The organism is Streptomyces buecherae, from assembly GCF_014295035.1.
GTDB classification, from domain to species: Bacteria; Actinomycetota; Actinomycetes; order Streptomycetales; family Streptomycetaceae; genus Streptomyces; species Streptomyces youssoufiensis.
Genome location: NZ_CP060404.1, coordinates 2,113,893 through 2,131,844 on the forward strand (window position 1 = coordinate 2,113,893; position 17,952 = coordinate 2,131,844).

Below are 17,952 nucleotides of genomic sequence, written 5' to 3' on the forward strand. Positions count from 1 at the left end.
AGCCTCTGTACGGGCCCCGCGCGCTCCGTACCCGCGCAGCCGCGGGTACGGGGCTCAGCCCTGGCCGGCCGGCTGCTGCTCGGTGTCGGGGCGGATGTCGATGCGCCAACCCGTGAGACGCGCGGCGAGGCGGGCGTTCTGGCCCTCCTTGCCGATGGCGAGCGAGAGCTGGTAGTCCGGCACCGTCACGCGCGCGGAGCGCGCCGACAGGTCCACGACCTCCACCTTGCTGACCCGGGCCGGCGACAGCGCGTTGGCCACCAGTTCGGCCGGGTCGTCCGACCAGTCGACGATGTCGATCTTCTCGCCGTGCAGCTCGGCCATCACGTTGCGCACCCGCCCGCCCATCGGGCCGATGCAGGCGCCCTTGGCGTTGAGACCGGAGCGGGTGGAGCGTACGGCGATCTTCGTACGGTGCCCCGCCTCACGCGCGATGGCCGCGATCTCCACCGAGCCGTCGGCGATCTCCGGCACCTCCAGCGCGAATAGCTTGCGCACGAGGTTGGGGTGGGTCCGCGAGAGCGTGACCGACGGACCGCGCACGCCCTTGGCCACCCGAACGACGTAGGTGCGCAGGCGGGTGCCGTGGGTGTACTCCTCGCCGGGGACCTGCTCCTGCACCGGCAGGATGGCCTCCAGCTTGCCGATGTCCACCAGCACGTTCTTGGGGTCCTTGCCCTGCTGGACGATGCCCGCGACGACGTCGCCCTCGCGCCCCGCGTACTCGCCGAAGGTCACCTCTTCCTCGGCGTCCCGCAGGCGCTGCAGGATGACCTGCTTGGCGGTCGTCGCGGCGATCCGTCCGAACCCGGAGGGCGTGTCGTCGAACTCCTGGGGCTCGGCGCCCTCCTGGGCGTCTTCCAGGTCGGCGGCGTCTTCCTTCGCCCACACCGTCACGTGACCGGTCTGTCGATCCAGCTCAACGCGCGCCTGCCGGCGGCTGCCCTCGGTGCGGTGGTACGCGATGAGGAGGGCCGCCTCGATCGCCTCGACCAGCAGGTCGAACGAAATCTCCTTCTCCCGCACCAGACCCCGCAGGGCACTCATGTCGATGTCCACGGCTACGCCTCCTCTTGGCTCTCGTCGTTCTGCTTCTCACTGGCCTTGCGATTGAACTCGATCTCCACCCGTGCCTTGGAGATCTCGCTGAAGGCGAGACGGCGCTCCGTGGGCTTGCGACCCTTCACACCCGGGACCTCCAGGTCGAGCCCGTCGTCGTCGACCGCGACGATCCGGGCGAGTAGTTCCCCGCCCTCGACGAGCTGTGCCTTCATGAGGCGACCTGTGGCGCGGCGGTAGTGGCGCGGCTCGGTCAACGGCCGGTCGGCACCGGGCGAGGTGACCTCGAGGACGTACGGTGCGCCGCCCATAACGTCCGTTTCATCGAGGGTCTGCGAGACCGCTCGGCTCAACTCCGCACACGCGTCCAACTGCACGCCGTCGTCGGAGTCCACCACGATACGGAGCACGCGCCGCTTCCCGGCCGGGGTCACCTCGATCTCTTCCAGATCCAGGTCCCGCGCGCTGACAAGCGGTGTCAGCAGTCCGCGCAGCCTCTCGCTCTGGGTGGTGCTCATCCGGGTGACTCCTCGGCCGCGTGTGCTGTTGTGGGAACGTCGCGTGTCAGACCAGAGCCTAGCTGTTCCGGCGACGGGCTGACGATTCGGCAGTCGCGTCGCGCCCCGTCCCCGTGGCGCGGGCCGTACGGGGCGGCCCGCGGCGGGGGCAGCGCCACTCCGGCGCGCGTGATGGGTACGCTCGCCTGCGGTGATCACGAGCAGGGGATGAGGAACGTGCCGCTCACGAGAACAGCGTCAGGCCCCACGGGTCCGCGCAGACGCAGCCTGCTCGCTCTCGCCGGCGGCTCGGTCGGAGCCGCCGGCGTCGGGGCGTTGCTGGCCGGCTGCACCGACGGCGCCGGCGACGGGGCCGACTCGGACGGGCGTGCCTCGGCCGACGAACGCGTGCGCAGCGAGGCGGCCCGGGGTTCGCTCGCCCTGCTCGCGCACTACGACGCGACCATCACGACACACCCCGCCCTGGCCAACCGGCTCTGCCCGCTCCGCAGCGAAGTGGCTCGACACGCCGAGGCGTTCGGGTCACCCCCGCCATCGGCTTCCGCGTCCCCCTCGGCCACTCACGAAGGCAGCGGCCCGCGCCGCACCGTCGAGGTGCCCCGGGACGCCCGCAAGGCGCTGACCGCACTGGCCACGGCGGAGCGCCGGACGGCGGACGCGCGCACGACGGCTCTCGCCACCGCCTCACCCGAACTCGCCCGACTCCTCGCCTCCGTAGCCGCCAGCGGCGCGGCTCACGCCTACCTGCTGGCGGAGAGCCGCACGTGAGCCCTCGGAGCGGAGCGCCTCGTCGGGTGGGGTCGGGGCGGCCAGTCCCTCGCCCGCACCGTACGTGCGCCACGGAGCGCGGGGCGGGGCGTGTGGGCGCGAGCGTGGGGCATGGGGCGTGCGAGACCACCGGGGTGGGCACGGGGCACGGGGCACGGGGCACGGGGCACGGGGCACGGGGCACGGGGCACGGGGCACCCGACGATGACGGGCTGACGTGCTGCACCGCAAGGCAGGGACCAGACGAACCGCGCAGCGGACGGGACATGGCAGAAAGGTCGCCCATATGAGCCATATGAGCAGGGCCCGGCAGCGTATGGCGAACGCCGGAGGCGTCGACAGCGCCAAGGCCGCCGAAGGCAGCGCGCGCGAACAGGGGCACGACACCCCGGCGGAGCCCACGCTGCGGGCTACGCAGGCGGCCCTGGCAGCCGAACACGCTGCCGTCTACGGGTACGGCGTGGTCGGTGGTCGCATCGAGGACCAGCGGCTGCCCGAGGCACGCGAGGGCCTGACCGCCCACCGGGCACGCCGGGACGCCCTGGAACGCGCTGTGCGAGCCCTCAGGGGCGAGCCCGTCAGCTCCGCGGCCGCATACGCCCTGCCCTTCCCCGTACCGGATGCCGCCGCGGCAGCCCGGCTCGCGGGCGAGATCGAAGCCCGACTCTGCTCCGTCTACGCCGACCTGGTCCGGTCCGCCGAAGGCGGGGCGCGCCGGGAAGCCGCCGCCGCACTGCGCGAGGCAGCGGTGCGGGCGGTGCGCTGGCGCGGCAGCAGCGTAACCTTCCCTGGGCTCACCGAACGGACCGCCGGCAGCGCCCCCTCAACCGCCGCGAGCGACGTAGCCGACGCGCTGTGAGGCACCACTCAGCAGCCACCGGCCGGGTGAGAGCGGCGAGGCCCAGAACGCGTGAGGGCATGCTGTCGCGGTGCACGAAGCGACCGTCCCGGCCCCGCTGGAACACGGAGCACGCCGGCTCCGCGCCCGCCATCCGGCCACGGCGCCGCCGCCCCGCACGGGGCACGGGGCACGGGGCACGGGGCACGGGGCACGGGGCACGGGGCACGGGGCAGGCTAGTCGGCGGTGAGGGGGAGCAGGTGCGGGGGCGGGAGTGTCCGTGTGGCGCGCGTGCACGGCGCGGTCCGCGCAGCGGGGCAGACTGTCGCCGCGTGATCGCGGGGCGCACTGGGTCGGCGGGGCGGCTCGTACGCGGCACCGCCAGGTACTCGTGACGCGGTACCGCCAGGTAACGGAAAGGGACAGCTCGGCAATGGCAACAGCACCGCACGAGGGCGATTCGGAGCCCACGGGGGTTCCGGTGGAACCGCCGCAACGCCTGGTCCGCGCTGTTCAGGCCGAACACGGCGCGGCGGGCCAGGCCTGGCTGGCGACCGTACCCGAGCGCGTCGAGGGCCTGCTCGACCGCTGGAAGCTGACCGTCGAACGGGTCTGGACACCGGGTGGCCGCGGGAGCCTGCTGGTGCTGGTGCACCAGGCCGACGGGGCCCCGGCCGTGCTGAAACTCGGCGCGCACACGGAGCGCGTGGAGCGTGAGGGCGCCGCACTCGTCCACTGGGGCGGCTCCGGCGCCGTACGGGTCCTGCGGAGCGAGTCCCCCGAGGGCGCTCTGCTGCTCGAGCGGCTGCACGGCGAGGTGAGTCTGCGCTCCCTTCCGGAGCCGAAGTCCATGCTGGAGGCGGCCGAAACGGTTCGGCGCTTGTGGGTGCCGCCGCCGACGGGGCATGCGTTCCCGTCCGTCTCCGACCACACGGCCGACCAGGCCGCGGCGCTACGCGCATCACGCGACCAGTCGTGGGCAGCCGACGTCGGGCCACTGATCGACGAAGCCCTCGCGGTGCACGCCGAACTCGTCGCCACTTCGTCCGAGACGCTGCTGCTGCACGGCGCCTACCGGCAGGGCAAGGTACTCGCCGGCGATCGGGCCCCGTGGCTCGCGGTCGCGCCCGAACCGGTGGTCGGGGAGCGCGCGTACGACCTGGCCTGGCTGGCTCGGGACCGTCTCGACACCCTGATCGCCCTCCCCGGCGCCTCCAACGCCGCCCGCCGGCGTGTCAACAAGCTCGCCGACTCGCTGGAGCTGGACCGGGACCGTCTGCGCGGCTGGGCGCTGTTCCGCTCCGTAACCGCCGGCGTACGGCGTCTGTCCCGGGGCGAGCGCGACGAAGGGGAGCTGTTGCTGGAGTTCGCGGGTTGGCTGTAGCAGCCTCCCGCTCCGTACCTCCACCGCCCGGTGCCCCGTGCCCCGTGCTCCGTGCTCCGTGCTCCGTACCCGCTGCGGGGCACGGGGCCCGAGCGAGACGGAGCGCACGGGGCGGGCCAGCCGGCGCGGGGAACCCCGCGGGCGGCAGGCAGGCGTGCGGCGCCGTTACGCCGTGAGGCGGGCCACCGCCTCGTCGATGGCAAGCTCCTCACGCTCGCCCGTCCGCCGGTCCTTCAACTCGACCACGCCGTTCGCCGCCCCGCGCCCGACGACCAGGATGCTCGGCACGCCGATGAGTTCTGCGTCCGTGAACTTCACGCCGGGCGACACCCCGGCCCGGTCGTCAACGAGCACCCGTACGCCAGCACCGCCCAGTCGCTCGGCGAGTTCGAGCGCGAGTTCGTTCTGCACGGCCTTGCCCGCCGCGACGATATGCACGTCGGCCGGCGCCACCTCGCGCGGCCAGCACAGCCCGGCCCCGTCGTGGGTCTGCTCCGCGAGCGCCGCCACGGCGCGCGAGACGCCGATGCCGTACGACCCCATGGTGACCCGCACCGGCTTGCCCTGCTGGCCGAGCACGTCCAGTTCGAAGGCGTCGGCGTACTTCCGTCCGAGCTGGAAGATGTGGCCGATCTCGATGGCGCGGTCGAGTGTGATGCCGGCGCCGCAGGCGGGGCACGGGTCGCCCGGCTCCACGACGACCACGTCCAGGTACTCGTCCACCTCGAAGTCCCGGCCGCAGACGACGTTCCGAGCGTGGGTGTCGGCCTTGTTGGCGCCGGTGATCCAGGCCGTGCCCGGGGCGACCCGCGGGTCGGCGATGTAGCGGAACGCCTTGCCCGCCATGCCCTGCGGGCCGACGTACCCGCGCACCAGGTCGGGCCGGTCGGTGAAGTCCTCGGCCGTGACCAGTTCGACGGTCGCCGGGGCCAGGTGCTCGCCCAGCTTGCCGAGGTCCACCTCGCGGTCGCCCGGCACTCCGACGGCGACGATCTCGCCGTCCACCTTGACCAACAGGTTCTTGAGCGTCGCGGAGGCGGACACCCCGAGGTGCACGGCCAGGGTCTCGATGGTGGGCGTGTCGGGCGTGTCCAACTCCTCGACGGGGCCATGCGCCGCCCCGTCTCCGGCCGACGGTGCCGCGAAGGTGACGGCCTCCGTGTTGGCCGCGTAGTCGCAGGCGGGGCAGTCCACGAACGTGTCCTCACCGGCCGCCGCCGGCGCCAGGAACTCCTCCGACGCCGAACCGCCCATCGCCCCGGAGACCGCCGACACGATCCGGTAGTCCAGGCCCAGGCGCTCGAAGATGCGGGTGTACGCGTCACGGTGCAGCCGGTACGACTCGGCCAGGCCCTCGTCCGTGACGTCGAAGGAGTACGAGTCCTTCATCTGGAACTCTCGCCCCCGCAGCACGCCCGAGCGCGGCCTGGCCTCGTCCCGGTACTTCGTCTGGATCTGGTAGACGATCACCGGCAGGTCCTTGTACGACGTGCACTGGTCCTTGACGGTGAGGGTGAAGATCTCCTCGTGGGTGGGGCCGAGGAGGTAGTCGGCGCCCTTGCGGTCCTTGAGCCTGAAGAGCAGGTCGCCGTACTCGTCCCAACGCCCACTCGTCTCGTACGCCTCCCGCGGCAGCAGCGCGGGCAGCAGCACCTCCTGCGCGCCGATCGCGTCCATCTCCTCGCGCACGATGCGCGAAACGTTGTCCAGCACGCGCTTGCCCAGCGGCAGCCAGCTCCAGATTCCCGCCGCCGTGCGGCGGACGTACCCGGCGCGGACGAGCAGCTTGTGGCTGGCTGTCTCGGCGTCAGCCGGGTCGTCGCGCAGTGTCTTGAGCAGCATCGTGGACATGCGCTGGACGTTGACGGCATGGGCCATGGGGATCTCTCCTGCGTGCGAGGTGCGGTGAGCGAGAGGTTAGCCGCAGCGGGTCACACCGAGGAAACGAGCCGCCGCCCCGAGCCCCCTGGGCAGGGTTACCGCCCCGTGCCCCGTGCCCCGTGCCCCGTGCCCCGTGCCCCGTGCCCCGTGCCCCCAGGCAGGATCGCCGCTCCGTGCTCCGTACACCGCGCCCCGGGGCTGTGTCGGCCTCGGTTCCCACCCGATGGTCGCGCTGTGCGCTCCCCTGCCCGCCCCGGAGCGCTCGGCGATGGGGTCTGGCACGCTCCGCGCGTCCTCGGCGGACGCTACCGCCGCCGTAGCGGCAGGTGCGCTCCCATCACGACGTACGGGCTCCGTGCGCTCGGGAAGTGCACGGGGTGGGCCAGGTCGCGGTAGCCCAGGTCGCGGTAGAGGCCGCGGGCCGGGGTCTCCGCGTCGATCGCGGAGAGGATGCTGCGGGGCTGGGCGGCCGCGTCGGTCAGCATGGTGATCAGTGCCCGGCCGACGCCGTGCTTCTGGTGGGCCGGATGGACGTGTAGTTCGGTGATGACGAAGGAGTCGTCCAGCCAGTCCTCGTGGCCCTCGGCTCGGAGGTACGGGGCGACGATCGTGGACCACCAGTAGGAACGGTGGTTCGGCAGGCCGTAAACGAAGCCGACCAGGCGGCCGGTCTCGGTGGTGGCCCCGAGGGCACGCGCGCCCGGGGTCGCGAGGTGTCGGAGGACGATGTGGCGCCGCACTCCGATCTCGTCGTCCGTCAGCCCGAAGGCGAGGGCCTGGACTGCGAGTGCGTCGTCCACGCGAGCCGCGAGGTCGAGTGGCCCGACGGTGACGTCTCGGGGAGCTGAGGGCGGGCTCGCGGCGGGGTGTGACATGAGCGGCACACTACTGGCCGGCCCAGACGGAGTCAGAACAGGACGCTCATGAACGCGCCGACCTCGCGGAAGCCGACGCGCCGGTACGCGGCTCGGGCCGCCGCGTTGTAGTCGTTGACGTACAGGCTGACGACCGGGGCCACCTCGCGCAGGGCGTAGCTGAGTACGGCGGCCATGCCGGTTTCGGAGAGGCCGCGGCCCCGGTACTCGGGAGCGACCCAGACGCCCTGGATCTGGCAGGCGTGCGGGGTGACGGCGCCGACCTCGGCCTTGAAGATGACCTGCCCGTCTTCGACGCGGGCGAAGGAGCGGCCGGAACCGACGAGCTCCGCGACGCGCGCCTGGTAGAGCAGGCCGCCGTCGCCCGCCAGCGGCGAGACGCCGACCTCCTCGGTGAACATGGCCACGCAGGCGGGCATGATCACGTCCATTTCGTCCTTGCGGACGCGGCGCACCAACGGGTCGGGGGTGACGTTCGTCGGCATCGTCGTGGTGATCATCAGCGGCTGGTGGCTGCGCACCTCGCGAGCCGGACCCCAGCTCGGTTCCAGCAGGGACCAGAGGTCAGCGGTGGGCTCGGCGGGCCCGACGATCGAGGAACAGCGGCGCCCGGAGCGGCGCGCGCGGTCGGCGAAGGCGCGCACGGCGTCGGGGGTGGCGCAGATGGGTACGAGGTTGGCCCCGGCGTAGCACAGCGATTCCAGCCGTCCGTCGGCGTACCAACCCCACATCTCGCCGCCGAGCCGCCACGGGTCCAGACCTGCCGTCTGGACCCGTGCGGCAACGAAGGCATTGGCCACCGGGTCGCGGTCGAGGACGGCGAGCGCCGCATCGAGCTCACCCGGCTCAAGGACCCTGGTGGTGGTCGTCGTCAGCACGTGTCGGTATGCCTCGTGGTTGCGGGCCTGCGGGCCACAGGGGACTCGGTTTCCGCACTGTACCTCGCTCCCCCGCGCCGCACCCCCGCAACCGTGAACGAGGCAACGACCGGCCAACGTCAGCTGACGGATACCTCGGGTTCGCCGGAGGCGACGCCGGCCTTTTCCATCTCTTCGGCGATCTTCATGGCCTCGTCGATCAGGGTCTCCACGATCTTCGACTCCGGCACGGTCTTGATGACCTCACCCTTCACGAAGATCTGCCCCTTCCCATTACCCGACGCCACACCCAGATCCGCCTCACGCGCCTCACCAGGCCCATTCACCACACACCCCATCACCGCCACCCGCAACGGCACCTCCATCCCCTCAAGCCCAGCCGTCACCTCATCAGCCAGCTTGTACACATCCACCTGCGCCCGCCCACACGACGGACACGACACGATCTCCAACCGACGCGGCTTGAGGTTCAACGACTCCAGAATCTGGAGACCGACCTTGACCTCCTCCGCCGGCGGCGCCGACAACGACACCCGAATCGTGTCCCCGATCCCCTCCGACAACAACGCACCAAACGCCACAGCCGACTTGATCGTCCCCTGGAACGCCGGACCCGCCTCCGTCACACCCAAATGCAACGGATAGTCACACCGCGCCGCCAACAAGCGATAGGCGTTGACCATCACCACCGGATCGTTGTGCTTCACCGAGATCTTGATATCCCGAAACCCGTGCTCCTCGAACAACGAGCACTCCCACAACGCCGACTCCACCAACGCCTCCGGCGTGGCCTTGCCGTACTTCGCCAACAACCGCTTGTCCAACGACCCCGCGTTGACCCCGATCCGAATCGGCACCCCCGCGTCCGAGGCCGCCTTCGCGATCTCCTTCACCTTGTCATCGAACTGCCGGATGTTCCCCGGATTCACCCGCACCGCCGCACACCCGGCATCGATCGCCGCGAACACGTACTTCGGCTGGAAGTGAATATCAGCGATCACCGGGATCTGCGACTTCTTCGCGATCGCCGGCAACGCCTCCGCGTCATCCTGCGACGGACACGCCACCCGCACGATCTGACAACCCGACGCCGTCAACTCCGCGATCTGCTGCAACGTCGCGTTCACATCCGCCGTCAACGTCGTCGTCATCGACTGCACGGACACCGGGGCATCACCCCCGACAGGCACCGAGCCCACCTGAATCTGGCGGCTCACCCTACGGTCAGCAAGCTTGGTCGGAACGGACGGCATTCCAAGCGAAATCGCAGTCATCTGGCGAGCAACCCCAAGGTGTGTAACGAGGTCCCGAGATCGGCGGGCTCCGGTCTTCGAGATTACGGCACCCGACGCGGACACAGCGCACCCAGCCTCTAACCTCACACGATCGGTGATAGGCGGACGAATACGCCATGCCAGAACTTCGCTCCTTCGTGGCACGTACGTCAGCCAGCCGAAAGATCAACACTCCGCGCCGCCCGCCACGGCGCCGACGGCCGGCGGCCCCGTCCCCCGCGCGCTCGCCGCCCCGTAGGCCAGCCCCCAGGGGCGCGACCGCACGCGGCAGGGGTGAACAACGCGCCCCGTGGCGGCGTGGTCGCGCAGCTCCGTACCGAACCGCCGTATCGCCAGAGATCGTGGCGCACTACGCCAAACTCGCCCCATTACCACACGCACATGATTCAGCACGGTGAGCGATGGAGTCGGCAATGTGGGACGCATGTCACGTTGCATGGAGCAGGCGGCGGCGCGGTCGCCCTGGGGCGTCGTCGGGCCATCGTGGCCCCGTTCCAGCGATCCCAGCGGCCGCGGGACGGAGCCCGCGGCCGGGCTCCGTCCCGCGGCGGCCTACGGAGCCGGCATACGGCTGGGCCAGAAGCTCGGTACGCGGGGCAGCGGTGGTGGCCTGGTGACGTACCCGCGCTCGGGGCGGCGCGTCACGCTGGCGCCGCCCCGAGCGGCGTCAGGTGATGCGTACGGGGTTGACCACGTCGGCGATGAGGACCAGCAGGGTGAAGCAGATGAAGATTCCGGCGACGACGTACGCGACCGGCATGAGCTTGGCGACGTCGAAGGGGCCCGGGTCGGGGCGGCGGAAGACGCGCGCCGTCTTGCGCCGTACGGACTCCCACAACGCGCCCGCGATGTGCCCGCCGTCCAGTGGCAGCAGCGGCAGCATGTTGAACAGGAACAGCGAGAGGTTGAAGCCCGCCACCAGGAACAGCATCGTGGCGACCTGTTGCTCCGGCGGAATGTCGAGGTTGAACACCTCGCCGCCGACGCGTGCGGCGCCCACCACGCCCATCGGCGAGTCGGGCTCGCGCTCGGCGTCACCGAAGGCGGCGTTCCACAGGTCGGGGATCTTGGACGGCAGCGCCACCAGCGACTCGACGCCGGATTCCACCATGTCGCCCATGCGCTCGACGGACTCGCCGAAGGACTGCTGGACGACACCCGTGGCGGGCGCGAAGCCGAGGAAGCCAGCGGTGACGTACTCGTCTCTCACGTAGCCGCCGTCACCGTCCGACTTGGCGACCTTGTTCTTGATGAGGTCGGCTTGCAGCGTCTTGTGCGCCCCGTCCCGCTCCACGGTGATGGTGGCGGGCCCCGTGGTGTCGCGGATGTCACGCTGGAGCGTCTGCCAGTCCGGGGTCGGCTGACCGTTGAACGCCACGATCTTGTCGCCGGGCTCGAGCCCCGCCGCCTTGGCCGGGGAGTCCTTGGCGTCCTTCGGGCACGTATCCGTGTTGGCCGAGGCGGGGATCACGCACTCGGAGACGGAGCCGACGGTAGTGGTCTGGGTGTTGACGCCGAAGGTCATCATCACGCCGATGAAGATCACCACGGCGAGCACCAGGTTCATGAACGGCCCGGCGAACATGACGATCACGCGCTTCCACGGCTTGCGCGTGTAGAACAACCGCTTCTCGTCGCCCGGCTGGAGCTCCTCGTACGCGGCCGACCTGGCGTCCTCGACCATGCTCCGCCACGGCGAGGTGGAGCGCGCCGTGACCTTGCCGTCGTCGCCGGGCGGGAACATGCCGATCATGCGGATGTAGCCGCCGAGCGGGATGGCCTTGATGCCGTACTCCGTCTCGCCCTTCTTGCGCGAGAAGATCGTCGGCCCGAAACCGACCATGTACTCCGGTACCCGGATGCCGAACAGCTTGGCGGTCGAGAGGTGTCCCAGCTCGTGCCAGGCGATGGAGAAGAGCAGGCCGACGACGAAGACGATTATCCCAAGAATCGTCATCCAGGTCGTCATGCGCGTACCTCCGATGTTGCCTTCGCCGCCCGTGCGGCCAGTTCCCGGGCGCGGGCGCGCGCCCATGTCTCCGCTTCGAGGACGTCAGTCACCGACAGCGAGGTTCCATCATGGCGCTTTTTCACGGCGCCTGAGGCCAGTCCTTCGGAGACCACGGCGGCCACCGTGTCCACGATCCCGGTGAAGGGCAGTCGCTCGGCCAGGAACGCGTCCACGCATTCCTCGTTCGCCGCGTTGAAAACGGCGGGCGCGGTACCGCCCAGGTCGCCCACGTGGCGCGCCAGGGCCACGGAGGGGAACGCCTCCGTGTCGAGCGGGAAGAACTCCCACGTCGACGCCTTCGTCCAGTCGCAGCCCGGCGCGGCGTCCGGCACCCGGTCCGGCCATCCCAGGCCGAGCGCGATCGGCATGCGCATGTTGGGCGGACTGACCTGGGCGAGCGTCGAACCGTCGGTGAACTCGACCATGGAGTGCACGTACGACTGCGGGTGGACGACGACCTCGATGCGGTCGAAGGGGATGTCGAACAGCAGGTGCGCCTCGATGACCTCAAGGCCCTTGTTGACCAGGGTCGCCGAGTTGATGGTGACGACCGGGCCCATGTCCCAGGTGGGGTGGGCGAGCGCCTGGCGGGGCGTGACGGCGGTCAGTTCCTCCCGGCTGCGCCCGCGGAAGGGGCCGCCGCTGGCCGTGACGACCAGTTTGCGCACCTCGGCCGGGGTGCCGCCCATCAGGGCCTGGAAGAGCGCCGAGTGCTCCGAGTCGACCGGGACGATCTGGCCCGGCTTGGCCACAGCCTTGACCAACGGTCCTCCGACGATCAAAGACTCCTTGTTCGCGAGGATGAGCACGCTGCCGGCCTCTAGGGCGGCCAGCGTCGGGGCGAGCCCGATCGAACCGGTGATGCCGTTGAGGACGGAGTGGCACTCGCTGCCCGCGAGCTCGGTGGCCGCCTCCGGCCCCGCGAGGATCTCGGGCAGCGGCTCAGCTCCGTACCGCGCCCGCAGCGCCTCACGGAGCGCGGGCACGACGTCCTGCCGCGCGACGGCGACCATACGGACCCGCAACTGGTGCGCCTGCTCCGCGAGCAACTCCACCCGTCCACCGGCAGCGGACAGCCCCGTGACCTGGAACCGGTCGGGATTGCGCAACACCACGTCGATGGCCTGGGTTCCGATCGAACCCGTTGAGCCGAGAATCACGATGGTGCGCGGGGCCTCCGGGGCTGCGGAGGCGTCGATGGCAGCGGCGAAGGGCTGGTGCGGCGAGGCGAGGGAGTCCGTCATCCCCCCATTGTGGCCGCTCCACCGCGGGATTTGGGGGGCGCACCCCTAGTAGGACTCTGCCATAGCGGGGTCGGGGCGAACCAGGGGTCGCCGCGGCGCGGAGCGGGGCGGCCTCCTCGGGACCGCCTTGCGGGATCGCGCGCGCCGTGCGGTGCTGGGGCCCGGTGACGGGCCCAGCGGTGCCGGTGGGGCGGGGCTCCGTGCCCCGTGCCCCGTGCCCCGTGCCCCGTGCCCCGTGCCCCGTGCCCCGTGCCCCGTGCCCCCAGGCAGGATCGCCGCTTCGTGCTCCGTGCTCCGTGCTCCGTGCTCCGTACTCCGTGCTCCGTGCTCCGTGCTCCGTGCTCCGTGCTCCGTGCTCCGTGCTCCGTGCTCCGTGCTCCGTGCTCCGGCCGGATGGTGCCGCGGGTGGTCCGTGCGTGGCAAAGCGGCACGGCGCGCGGGGGCGGAGGGAATGACCGGCCTGGGCGCTGCGTACGCAACTCCGTGGGGCGGGTGCACTTCTTCGTGGTCGCCCCGTACGGTCGCGCATGGCCGGCGGCGCCGGGGTGCGGCGTACTGCTGTGCGGCGTAGCGCGGTGCTGTCGCGTGCGCGGGGCAGGGCGGGTGGCGGGGTGGCTCGTCAGCGGACGGGGCGGTGGACGGTGGGTACGCGGGCGGGGCCTGGCGTCGCGTCGGCGATCCAGGGGCCGTCGCCACTGGGGTCGAGGATGCCTTCCTCCACCCAGGTGTAGCCGCCGCCGAGTACGTCTGAGGCCACCGCGCGGTCCAGGGCGTCGGTGTTGCTCCACAAGCGCCCGAACAACTCCTCGACGCGGACGCGGGATTGCTGGCAGAAGGCGTCGGCGAGCCGGTACGCCTCGGCGCCGTGCGCCCCGTCCAGCCGTAGCCGCTCGGCCCGAACGCACGCAGCGCTCATCGCGAACAGTTCGGCGCCGATGTCGACGATGCGTCCGAGGAAGCCCTGTTTGGCCTCCAGACGGCCCTGCCAGCGCGACATGCCGTAGAAGGTGGAGCGGGCCAGTTTGCGCGCGCAGCGCTCCACGTAGCGCAGGTGTGAGGCGAGGTCCCGGTGGCCGGGTGGGTGGAACTGCGCGTACGAGCGCGGAAGCTGGCCCGCCCCCGTCACGAGTCGGGGCAACCAGCGAGCGTAGAAGGCGCCCGCCTTCGCGCCTGCCCTGGCCTTGTCACGGAGCGGCGTGTCCGGGGCGATCAGGTCGCCCGCCACCGACAGGTGTGCGTCGACGGCCTCGCGGGCGATGAGGAGGTGCATGATCTCCGTGGAGCCCTCGAAGATCCGGTTGATCCGCAGGTCGCGCAGGACTTGTTCGGCGGGTACCGCGCGTTCGCCCCGCGCGGCGAGCGAGGCCGCGGTCTCGAACCCGCGACCGCCGCGAAGCTGCACCAGTTCGTCGGCCATCAGCCAGCCCATCTCCGAGCCGTACAGCTTGGCGAGCGCGGCCTCGATGCGGATGTCGTTGCGATCCTCGTCGGCCATGTGGGACGACAAGTCGACAACGGCCTCCAGGGCGAACGTCGTCGCGGCGATGAAGGCGACCTTCGATCCCACGGCCTCGTGCCGGCCGATCGGCTTGCCCCACTGCTCCCGGGCGGCCGACCACTCCCGGGCGATCTTCAGGCACCACTTTCCCGTGCCGACGCACATGGCGGGCAGCGACAGGCGGCCCGTGTTGAGAGTGGTGAGGGCGATCTTCAGGCCGGCGCCCTCGGGCCCGATACGGTGCCGGGCCGGAACGCGCACGCGGTGGAACCGCGTGACGCCGTTCTCGATGCCGCGCAGCCCCATGAAGGCGTTCCGGTTCTCGACGGTGACCCCGTCGGCCGCGGCCTCGACGACGAAGGCGGTGATGCCGCCCTTGTGGCCGTCGCCCTCCGGCACCCGGGCCATGACGACGAGGAGGTCGGCGACGACACCGTTGGTCGTCCACAGCTTGACGCCGTCCAGTACGTAGTCCTCGCCGTCCGGCACCGCGGTGGTCGCCAGTCGCGCCGGGTCGGACCCGACGTCGGGCTCGGTCAGCAGGAACGCCGAGATGTCGGTACGGGCGCACCGCGGCAGGAAGGCTTCGCGTTGCTCCTGCGTGCCGAACATCTTCAGCGGCTGCGGCACCCCGATGGACTGGTGCGCGGAGAGCAGCGCCGCGATGGCGGGGCTGACGGAGCTGACAAGCGCCAGCGCCCGGTTGTAGTGGACCTGACTGAGACCGAGCCCGCCGTACTCGGTGCCGATCTTCATGCCGAGGGCGCCGAGTTCCTTGAGACCGTTGATCGTCTCGTCGGGGATGCGCGCCTCGCGCTCGATCCGAGCGCTGTCGATCTTCGTCTCGCAGAACGTCCGAAGTTCGGCGAGGAACTCCTCGCCGCGCTGGACGCTCTCGGTCGAGAGCGCTGGGTACGGGTGGATGAGGTCGAGCCGGAAGCGGCCGAGGAACAGTTCCTTGGCGAAGCTCGGCTTGCGCCATGTCGCTTCCCGGGCGGCTTCCGCGACCTGGCGCGCTTCGCGCTCGGACACGGACGGCGTCGTCGGGGGCGTCGGCGGGGGCGTTGCGGATGGAGCGGTCATCGGGAGCTCACCTCGCCGCGTCGTGGGATCGGAGCGGGCGGAGCGACCATCGGCGCGGGGCCCGGATGGCTGCCCCGCAGCCGGTATTCGCCGGCCCGTTCTGCTGGTCGGCGTGTACCCGATCCCAGCGCCCCGTATCAGCCAGCGCAGCCCAGCCCGACGTACGGCGTAACGGGTGCCGGCACGGCGAGCTTCGGGTGGCGGGGGGGAGCGGAAGGACAGTGGGGTGGGGTGGCGAGGGCGAGTGGCGTGGCCTCGGCGGGGCTACGTCGCGGGGTGCGGCCCGCCGCGTCGGAGAGCGCGGCGGGCATGGGGCGTGGGGCGGCGGCCCCGCCCGGGCACGGGGCACGGGGCACGGGGCACGGGGCACGGGGCACGGGGCACGGGGCACGGGGCACGGGGCACGGGGCACGGGGCACGGGGCACGGAGCCAACGGGCGGGAGGCGGATGGGACACGGGTGCGGGGTGCGGCAGGGGGCGGCGCCGGTGTAAGCAGGAGCCCAGACGCGTAACGTGCCTCGTTGCGCGCGGAGCCCCGAACGGAGCGACGGCTGGAGCGTGGTGCTTCGCTCCAGCCGTCGCCTGCGCCGCCACGGTTACTTCGGCGCCAGTTCCTCGATGTCGCGCCCGCCGTCGGCTCCGTGCCGAACCGCCGGACCGCCCTACAGGTCGATGCCGGTGAACACCATGACGCGCTCGTAGGTGTAGTCGTCCATGGCGAAGCGGACGCCTTCGCGTCCGACACCGGACTGCTTGGCGCCGCCGTACGGCATCTGGTCCGCCCGGTAGGAAGGAACGTCGCCGATGATGACGCCGCCGACCTCAAGCGCGCGGTGCGCGCGGAAGGCGGCCCGGGTGTCGTGCGTGAAGACGCCCGCCTGCAGGCCGTACTTGGAGTCGTTGACGGCCTGGAAGGCCGCGTCCTCGCCGTCGACCCTGTGGAGCGTCAGGACGGGGCCGAAGATCTCCTCGCGGGCGAGGGTGGCGTCGGCGGGGACGTCGGCGAGGACGGTCGGGGCGTAGGAGGCTCCGTCGCGCTTGCCCCCGGCGAGCAGCGTCGCCCCGCCCCGTACGGCCTCCTCGACCCACGACTCGACGCGCTTCGCGGCGTCCTCGCTGACCAGTGGGCCGACCTCGGTGGCCTCGTCCGAGGGGTCGCCGGTGACCTGTGCCTCGACGGCGGCCACGACCTTGGGGACGAGCCGCTCGTACAGCGACGCGTCCGCGATCACACGCTGGACGGAGATGCAGGACTGGCCGCCCTGGTAGTTGGAGAAGGTCGCGATACGGGTCGCGGCCCAGTCGAGGTCCGCCTCGGAGGCGAAGTCCGGGAGCACGACGGCCGCCCCGTTGCCCCCGAGTTCCAGCGTGCAGTGCTTGCGGGGCACCGACTCCATGATCGCGTAGCCGACCTTGTCAGAGCCGGTGAAGGAGATGACCGGAAGCCGCTCGTCCTGCACCAGCGCGGGCATGCGGTCGTTGGGTACCGGGAGCACCGACCAGCAACCCGCCGGCAGGTCGGTCTCGGCCAGCAGCTCGCCGAGCAGCAACGCCGACAGCGGAGTGGCGGGCGCGGGCTTCAGGATGATCGGCGTACCGACGGCGATGGCGGGGGCGACCTTGTGCGCGCAGAGGTTCAGCGGGAAGTTGAACGGGGCGATGCCCAGCACGGTGCCGCGCGGGAAACGACGCGTGAGCGCCAGCCGCCCGACCCCGCCGGTGTCGGTGTCCAGGCGCTGGGCCTCCCCACCGTTGAACCGACGGGCTTCCTCCGTCGCGAAGCGGAACACGGAGATCGCCCGACCCACCTCGCCGCGGGCCCACTTCATGGGCTTGCCGTTCTCGGCGGAGATGAGTTGGGCGATCTCCTCCGTGCGCTCGGTGAGGCGCTTCGTCACGTGGTCGAGGGCGGCGGCCCGCACGTGCGCCGGGGTGGCCGCGAACTCGGCCTGCACCGCTACGGAGGCGGCCACGGCCTCCTCGACCTGGGCCTCGGTGGGAATGCTCACGGTGCCGACGAGCCGGTTGTCCCAGGGGGACGTGACGTCGAAGGTGTCCTCGCCGGTCGCCGCGCGGCCAGCGAGCCAGAAAGCGTGGGTGGCAGATTCTTGAGTGACTGACACAGCGAATCCCGGCCCTTCTGATTGGTGGAGGTGGTGCGGTTCGTGGTCGCAGAACGAGTGCTGGACGGCCGGCGGCGGAACGGGGCGACCATCGCCGACTGCCCCCTGCATCGCTCGGTCACGCCCGGACCGAACGGCGCAGTTCGGCCCGTATCGCCTGCGTCCTGGGCAGGCGGACCACGTACCGGAGTGCTGACACACGCTCTGCCCACACCGTAGGGGCGATTGACACGTACGGCGTTTGTCCGACTCGTAGCACTGCCCGCCCGCGTCGTGCCGGATTGGCGCGTGCGAATCGCTGCGTGGTGGCCCATGAGCATTTCGTCGTTTTCCGTCGGCAGAGGCGGCTCGGGGCGGCCTGCGCGTGATGACGGTGCGCATCGGGCTGGCCCGAGGGTGGCGCATGGACGCGGAGGGCGGCAGGCGGCGGGCTTGAGGAGACTCGGGGCGGTCTTTCCGAGCGGGAGGACGGGGGTGACGGCTTGCGTGACAGAC

The 17,952-nt window shown here is 71.4% G+C and carries 13 protein-coding genes; 3 read left to right on the plus strand and 10 right to left on the minus strand.

What is annotated here, in order from left to right:
* Positions 1-54 precede the first annotated feature (54 nt).
* Both nusA and rimP read right to left on the minus strand, forming a co-directional pair.
* Positions 55-1,059, minus strand: a complete 1,005-nt coding sequence (gene nusA, locus H7H31_RS07670) for a transcription termination factor NusA (RefSeq protein WP_187059888.1) — start codon at positions 1,057-1,059, stop codon at positions 55-57.
* 2 nt (positions 1,060-1,061) lie between these two features.
* Positions 1,062-1,577 carry a ribosome maturation factor RimP gene (gene rimP, locus H7H31_RS07675; protein ID WP_187059889.1) on the minus strand — a complete coding sequence of 172 codons (516 nt, stop codon included), beginning with the start codon at positions 1,575-1,577 and terminating at the stop codon, positions 1,062-1,064.
* Positions 1,578-1,784: 207 nt separating this feature from the next.
* Here rimP and H7H31_RS07680 point away from each other — a divergent pair, with 207 nt between their 5' ends.
* From H7H31_RS07680 to H7H31_RS07690, 3 genes are all read left to right on the plus strand, one after another.
* Positions 1,785-2,345 carry a hypothetical protein gene (locus H7H31_RS07680; RefSeq protein ID WP_187059890.1) on the plus strand — a complete coding sequence of 187 codons (561 nt, stop codon included), beginning with the start codon at positions 1,785-1,787 and terminating at the stop codon, positions 2,343-2,345.
* 286 nt (positions 2,346-2,631) lie between these two features.
* Complete coding sequence (locus H7H31_RS07685) at positions 2,632-3,204, plus strand: ferritin-like domain-containing protein (protein WP_308284278.1); 573 nt, start codon at positions 2,632-2,634, stop codon at positions 3,202-3,204.
* A gap of 413 nt (positions 3,205-3,617) precedes the next feature.
* The gene (locus H7H31_RS07690) at positions 3,618-4,568 is read left to right on the plus strand and encodes an aminoglycoside phosphotransferase family protein (RefSeq protein WP_187061849.1); all 951 of its coding nucleotides are present in this window, start codon (positions 3,618-3,620) and stop codon (positions 4,566-4,568) included.
* A gap of 165 nt (positions 4,569-4,733) precedes the next feature.
* On the opposite strand, the gene H7H31_RS07695 is transcribed toward H7H31_RS07690, so the two are convergent.
* From H7H31_RS07695 to H7H31_RS07730, 8 genes are all read right to left on the minus strand, one after another.
* Positions 4,734-6,446, minus strand: a complete 1,713-nt coding sequence (locus tag H7H31_RS07695) for a proline--tRNA ligase (RefSeq protein ID WP_187061850.1) — start codon at positions 6,444-6,446, stop codon at positions 4,734-4,736.
* A 308-nt stretch (positions 6,447-6,754) separates the two neighbouring features.
* Entirely contained in the window at positions 6,755-7,324 is a 570-nt protein-coding gene (locus H7H31_RS07700; RefSeq protein ID WP_187061851.1) for a GNAT family N-acetyltransferase, read from the minus strand.
* A 32-nt stretch (positions 7,325-7,356) separates the two neighbouring features.
* Positions 7,357-8,202 (minus strand): GNAT family N-acetyltransferase, encoded by an 846-nt coding sequence (locus H7H31_RS07705; RefSeq protein ID WP_187061852.1) that lies wholly within the window; start codon positions 8,200-8,202, stop codon positions 7,357-7,359.
* 119 nt (positions 8,203-8,321) lie between these two features.
* A complete protein-coding gene (gene ispG / locus H7H31_RS07710) occupies positions 8,322-9,476 on the minus strand; it encodes a flavodoxin-dependent (E)-4-hydroxy-3-methylbut-2-enyl-diphosphate synthase (protein ID WP_187061853.1) in 1,155 nt (384 codons plus the stop codon).
* 688 nt (positions 9,477-10,164) lie between these two features.
* On the minus strand, positions 10,165-11,466 hold the full coding sequence (locus tag H7H31_RS07715) for a M50 family metallopeptidase (RefSeq protein WP_187061854.1): 1,302 nt from the start codon (positions 11,464-11,466) through the stop codon (positions 10,165-10,167).
* Complete coding sequence (gene dxr / locus H7H31_RS07720) at positions 11,463-12,752, minus strand: 1-deoxy-D-xylulose-5-phosphate reductoisomerase (protein ID WP_187061855.1); 1,290 nt, start codon at positions 12,750-12,752, stop codon at positions 11,463-11,465. The genes H7H31_RS07715 and dxr overlap by 4 nt, the downstream gene beginning before the upstream one ends.
* A 619-nt stretch (positions 12,753-13,371) precedes the next feature.
* On the minus strand, positions 13,372-15,333 hold the full coding sequence (locus H7H31_RS07725; protein ID WP_187061856.1) for an acyl-CoA dehydrogenase family protein: 1,962 nt from the start codon (positions 15,331-15,333) through the stop codon (positions 13,372-13,374).
* 663 nt (positions 15,334-15,996) lie between these two features.
* A complete protein-coding gene (locus H7H31_RS07730) occupies positions 15,997-17,457 on the minus strand; it encodes an aldehyde dehydrogenase family protein (RefSeq protein WP_232109730.1) in 1,461 nt (486 codons plus the stop codon).
* Positions 17,458-17,952: the final 495 nt, after the last annotated feature.

Excerpts from the sequence above, each read along its gene's own strand:
- rimP (WP_187059889.1), bottom strand. The coding sequence starts at position 1,577 with ATGAGCACCACCCAGAGCGAGAGGCTGCGCGGACTGCTGACACCGCTT.
- H7H31_RS07680 (WP_187059890.1), top strand. The coding sequence starts at position 1,785 with ATGAGGAACGTGCCGCTCACGAGAACAGCGTCAGGCCCCACGGGTCCG.
- H7H31_RS07685 (WP_308284278.1), top strand. The coding sequence starts at position 2,632 with ATGAGCCATATGAGCAGGGCCCGGCAGCGTATGGCGAACGCCGGAGGC.
- H7H31_RS07690 (WP_187061849.1), top strand. The coding sequence starts at position 3,618 with ATGGCAACAGCACCGCACGAGGGCGATTCGGAGCCCACGGGGGTTCCG.
- H7H31_RS07695 (WP_187061850.1), bottom strand. The coding sequence starts at position 6,446 with ATGGCCCATGCCGTCAACGTCCAGCGCATGTCCACGATGCTGCTCAAG.
- H7H31_RS07700 (WP_187061851.1), bottom strand. The coding sequence starts at position 7,324 with ATGTCACACCCCGCCGCGAGCCCGCCCTCAGCTCCCCGAGACGTCACC.
- ispG (WP_187061853.1), bottom strand. The coding sequence starts at position 9,476 with ATGACTGCGATTTCGCTTGGAATGCCGTCCGTTCCGACCAAGCTTGCT.
- H7H31_RS07715 (WP_187061854.1), bottom strand. The coding sequence starts at position 11,466 with ATGACGACCTGGATGACGATTCTTGGGATAATCGTCTTCGTCGTCGGC.
- dxr (WP_187061855.1), bottom strand. The coding sequence starts at position 12,752 with ATGACGGACTCCCTCGCCTCGCCGCACCAGCCCTTCGCCGCTGCCATC.
- H7H31_RS07725 (WP_187061856.1), bottom strand. The coding sequence starts at position 15,333 with ATGACCGCTCCATCCGCAACGCCCCCGCCGACGCCCCCGACGACGCCG.